4 protein-coding genes are annotated in these 4176 nt (G+C 44.1%); all 4 read right to left on the bottom strand.

From position 1 onward, the window contains the following. Positions 1-583: 583 nt before the first annotated feature. On the bottom strand, positions 584-1576 hold the full coding sequence (locus KP814_RS31930) for an ABC transporter substrate-binding protein (RefSeq protein WP_216740575.1): 993 nt from the start codon (positions 1574-1576) through the stop codon (positions 584-586). A 555-nt stretch (positions 1577-2131) separates the two neighbouring features. Continuing rightward, positions 2132-2533, bottom strand: coding sequence for a hypothetical protein (locus KP814_RS31935; RefSeq protein WP_216740576.1), 402 nt, complete (start codon positions 2531-2533; stop codon positions 2132-2134). Positions 2534-3710: 1177 nt separating this feature from the next. Beyond that, entirely contained in the window at positions 3711-4064 is a 354-nt protein-coding gene (locus KP814_RS31940; protein ID WP_256446257.1) for an ISAs1 family transposase, read from the bottom strand. Between the two features lie 15 nt (positions 4065-4079). After that, positions 4080-4176 (bottom strand): IS3 family transposase (locus KP814_RS31945; RefSeq protein ID WP_216740578.1); only part of this gene is annotated, 97 nt, incomplete at its 5' end.

Below are 4176 nucleotides of genomic sequence, written 5' to 3' on the forward strand. Positions count from 1 at the left end.
GCCTTAGCCTTATACAGTTCCTTTTGGCGCTCGATGGTTCGCAGGCCTTCCAGCACAGTGAAGTCTATCGGGGTTTTCTGAATCGCCCTTTCCACTACTTTCACAAGGTCAGGATGCAGGCCAACCAAGCGCGACTTGGAGCGCTTGCCTAAGTAGAAGCACATGTTTTGCATAACCCAGAAACGAAAAAGCCCCGCGTAAGCGAGGCTCTAGAAAGCAAAAAACCCGGCTCCTTTCGGATACCGGGTCTCTATATGAAAACGCCCTGAGAGTTGTCAGGGCGCAGTAGTGCAGAATATAGGAAATATCCTACACGATTATTTCAAAAACAGCAACAATAAAACAAAAACCTTGCAATTATTCCAAATAAAGGAACAGTATTCTCACATCCCTGCCCCCAGTAATGCTTTAGGCCAAAGATCTAAATCTAGTGGTAGCCGGAATGCTGAGATACTGCCCCTTTGCTTTAGGATAACGAATGAAAGCAGATACAGAAGGGTCAGCCACCAATGTTCGGTCAAAATTTGGACAAAAAATAAAACTAAAAGTAATTAGGTGCTTAGCTGATGGCTGTCGCGCATGCTTATTCTAACCATTCAGCCTTTTTCTCAATATCTGGAGGTAAGGTTAGTTTCCATCTTGCCAATTCAGACTTGCTAAACAAGTAACGCCCCTTTTCCCCGATTACTGGCACTATATTACGTGGGGGCGTACCATTAAGTATGGTGGAAATAAGCTTTGCGGCATCTTCACCCTGTGTGCGACCAAACAGCACCAATCCACCAATTGCCTTATTTTTCCCCACAGAAAAATCCCAAAAAGCAAAAGAGGGCGTTGGCGAGTTTATTGAAGTCCAGTTAAGAATACTCGCTGCGTCAACATTGTTTCCGTCCGCGTCAACCAATGTCTGATACAACCCCACAATAATTGCATCATAGCCCGCATCTTTCGACTCGCTAATGGCCTTCTTCCATTCGGCCTCTGTAACAACCTGTAAAATGTCAACGCCAACCCCCTCAATCGAGGCATTCATTTTTCCGCCAAATGCTTCTTTTACCGCAGTTGAAGAAGTATTCCCAGAATCAAACAATATCAGAACTTTGGACAACTTCTCCCGCATTATACGTCGCAGCTCGCTAATTGAACGATGGAATAAAGGCCTCTCCAAGACACCTGTGGCGTTACGTAATTTATCTATACCTATGTCTCTCGGATGACTATTGATGCCAAGGAATACGATTGGCGTTCCCGTTTTGTCGATTTTAGCGCCTAAATAGCTTAAAGCGTTATCGTCACCCAATACGACCAGATCGGGTTTGATGGCCATGAATGCCTCCATGGCTTGGTCGGCCTTCTCCTGATATCGGTTTTTGGGGAGGCGCTTGGTGTCCATTTCAAATCGTTTTATGGTGTGATTATTCCCCAGGGCCGCTTGAAGCCCTTCCATGTAGCTCATATCCCATGGGTATTCTTTGTGGTAACTTTCAATGACAAGGATCGTCGCGGCGGAAGCATACGTGCCGAAGCAATGAAAAATGATCATAAAAGCGAGACTTACGACAATATTGGGTTTCATAAAAAGCCCTCTCCACAATTTACGACTAAATACCTTGCTAATTCGATTTCCCTTGCTCTCGAACTGAATAGAAGCTATCTCCATATCTTTCAAACGCGGGATGAAAGCGCCTGTGGCAATCCACCGAAAGGCAGCGATACTCCCAATGCCCTAAAACCTACCCTTGCCCATGTCATCCAAATAAACGCTTAGGAATATTCCAACTCCGCTAGGCTACACCGCAATAGAGCCGGTATTCGTTCGCTGTAGCGAATTGAGTTGGAATGCTTATCGCACCTAACAATTGACATATCCGCCATAGGTGGATTTTTCGATGGTGCAAGGGGGATAGTCGCCGGTGCTGATGCAGGCTGTCTTAGCGTCGGAAAAACCGCGACGAGCGCGAGAAATAAGCTCGTTACGAAGTCACGAACATGTTTACCCATGACCTTCGATCCACAAGTATAGATGGCGTCAGATCGCCATTGATAATTACAGGTAATCGCTAACTAATTAGTATAGACAATCACCTGAAAACCGGCAGGGGACAAGTAATTGCGCCGTGATTACTTTTACTCAATGAGCCTCAAGTTCATCCAGCTTGGTCAAGGTTTCGATTTTGGCAACTCTTTGGCCTTCATGCACCTTAAACTCCACCCTAGATGGAAATAGCTTTCTACCCAAGCTAATCAGAGAAATTACCATTATGACCCATGATGTTAAGTCTAGAGGCAACCTGTAAATTTTAACCCTATCTTGTTGCCTCGTAGAAATAATTGGAAGCACTCGCCTCCCCCCTGGTATTGGCTCAGCATCCAATCCTGCTAATTCGCACTCCTCTTTGCTCACCACACAAAAAGACACTTTCTCAACATCAACGATAACTCTATTAAACCCTGCACTGGAGTCAGCACCAGGGACAGCGAATTCCGGTAAAGCCAACCAGCCTTCAGCTGTTGTAATATGAGATTTATACATGTAGAGCCCTCCTTTCTTCATGAATAAGAGAGCCAGTTATTGATACAGCTTAACTATGGCCTGTTATTTAATAATAGCCATAAACGCCATTCTTACCAGTCAGACAGACAAGCCATCAGCATACAGATTTGTGGAAAGTTTTGCTTCATTTGGCGATTCAAAATGATGCGTCTATACTCAAAGCAGGCTCTTTTACTATACACAGGGAGGCGTACCATAAGCCACTTTGACAAAAGAACGCTCCAAAACATCACATAACTTCATCCCTTGGGGTGCGACTACACCAGCTAAGGGGAGGCATGGATGCCTCAATACTGGCACTTACTCTCTATGGTATTTTTTTATGAATGCTAAGTACTGCAAGTTAGATACTGAAGAAAAGAAATAGATTGAAGAAGCCTCATAATAGCCCCAATCATTTTGCGATGAGCTTCATAGGTTCCAGATAAGTTTTGTTAGCAATTCAGCCTTTGCGATATCCCCTCCATCAACCGGAGCTTTTCTTTTTCTCGCAAACTCCTAGAACAGATACAGGCCAATGCTTAAAATCCAGAGGGAGCCTGCATGCTTGGACGCTGTCCTTGCCCTTAATTAACACCACCGGGAGTAAATATCGTCCTGTGGGAAAAGGAATTAGTCGAAGTCCTGCACAATCACATTCGTCTTTCGTAACCGTGCAAAAGCCGATTTCAAGAGAACCTGAGGGTATACTTTCAAATCCTTTGTTATATATTCCCGTGTAGTCCTCAAAAGATGGTAGCGCCAACCAGTCTGCAATACCATTCAGAAAAGCCGTAAACATTATCCAGACCTCCTTTTCTTATAAAGACAACATGATAATTGTAGCTATTGACTGGCGGTTAGGACACTTTCAGTCTATTTTTAAACTGGTTGTAGTTCTTCGAATAACGTCACTATTAAGGGGGTATGCTGCCCCCTCTTTTTCTATAACCCCTTATAACCAGGGTTCATTACTTAAAAAACCAAATATAAATAATAAGAACTCTCTGAAAAAAGCGAGAAAATTCTTCTGGCGCTCGCATTTCCATCCATATGTTCTAAACTAGAAGTGAGTGACTAAATACCTTTTTAAATTGAACTCATTTCAATGAGGGCTACCTTGGCCCTCCTTTTTAATGCAACTCAGGAGAACATACAGGCAAATCGCACTATGTGACTACAAAACAACCAGACCTGATAGAACCTTTTTTAAGTAACCATGGTCCCAGCCCGCTCGTAGCCTCTTAGTTTTTATACCYCCTTTGTCCGTCTTCTCATTCTTCAATAAATTCAACGCCATATGTCTCAACACCGCTAAATTCTCCGCGCTGTGTCCCATGCGATGYCGYGAGTCATCCTCTTTAAACGCTACATCCAGCACCCAATGCAGTTTGTTCTCTATGTGCCAGTGCTTTCGCGTCGCATCCAGGAAATATCTCGCATCCCCCTCTCGACTCGAAATATACAAGCGGCGCTCCAGCGTTCTTTGYCCTGACTCCATTCGCTCTGTTTCTACTGATCCTGCCCACAAAGATTAGACACGTCATTAAGCGACTTTCGATACTTCATAACTCTCTGGGCTGAGATATCCATTTGCGCTGTGAAGACGGGTTCGATTGTAATCCACTTCGATATACTCAAAC

Origin of the sequence: Hahella sp. HN01 (assembly GCF_018986435.1) — a bacterium.
In the GTDB taxonomy this organism is placed as follows: Bacteria; Pseudomonadota; Gammaproteobacteria; order Pseudomonadales; family Oleiphilaceae; genus Hahella.

Bases quoted from the DNA above. Each gene is read 5' to 3' on its own strand.
- KP814_RS31930 (WP_216740575.1), bottom strand. From the start codon at position 1,576: ATGAAACCCAATATTGTCGTAAGTCTCGCTTTTATGATCATTTTTCAT.
- KP814_RS31935 (WP_216740576.1), bottom strand. From the start codon at position 2,533: ATGTATAAATCTCATATTACAACAGCTGAAGGCTGGTTGGCTTTACCG.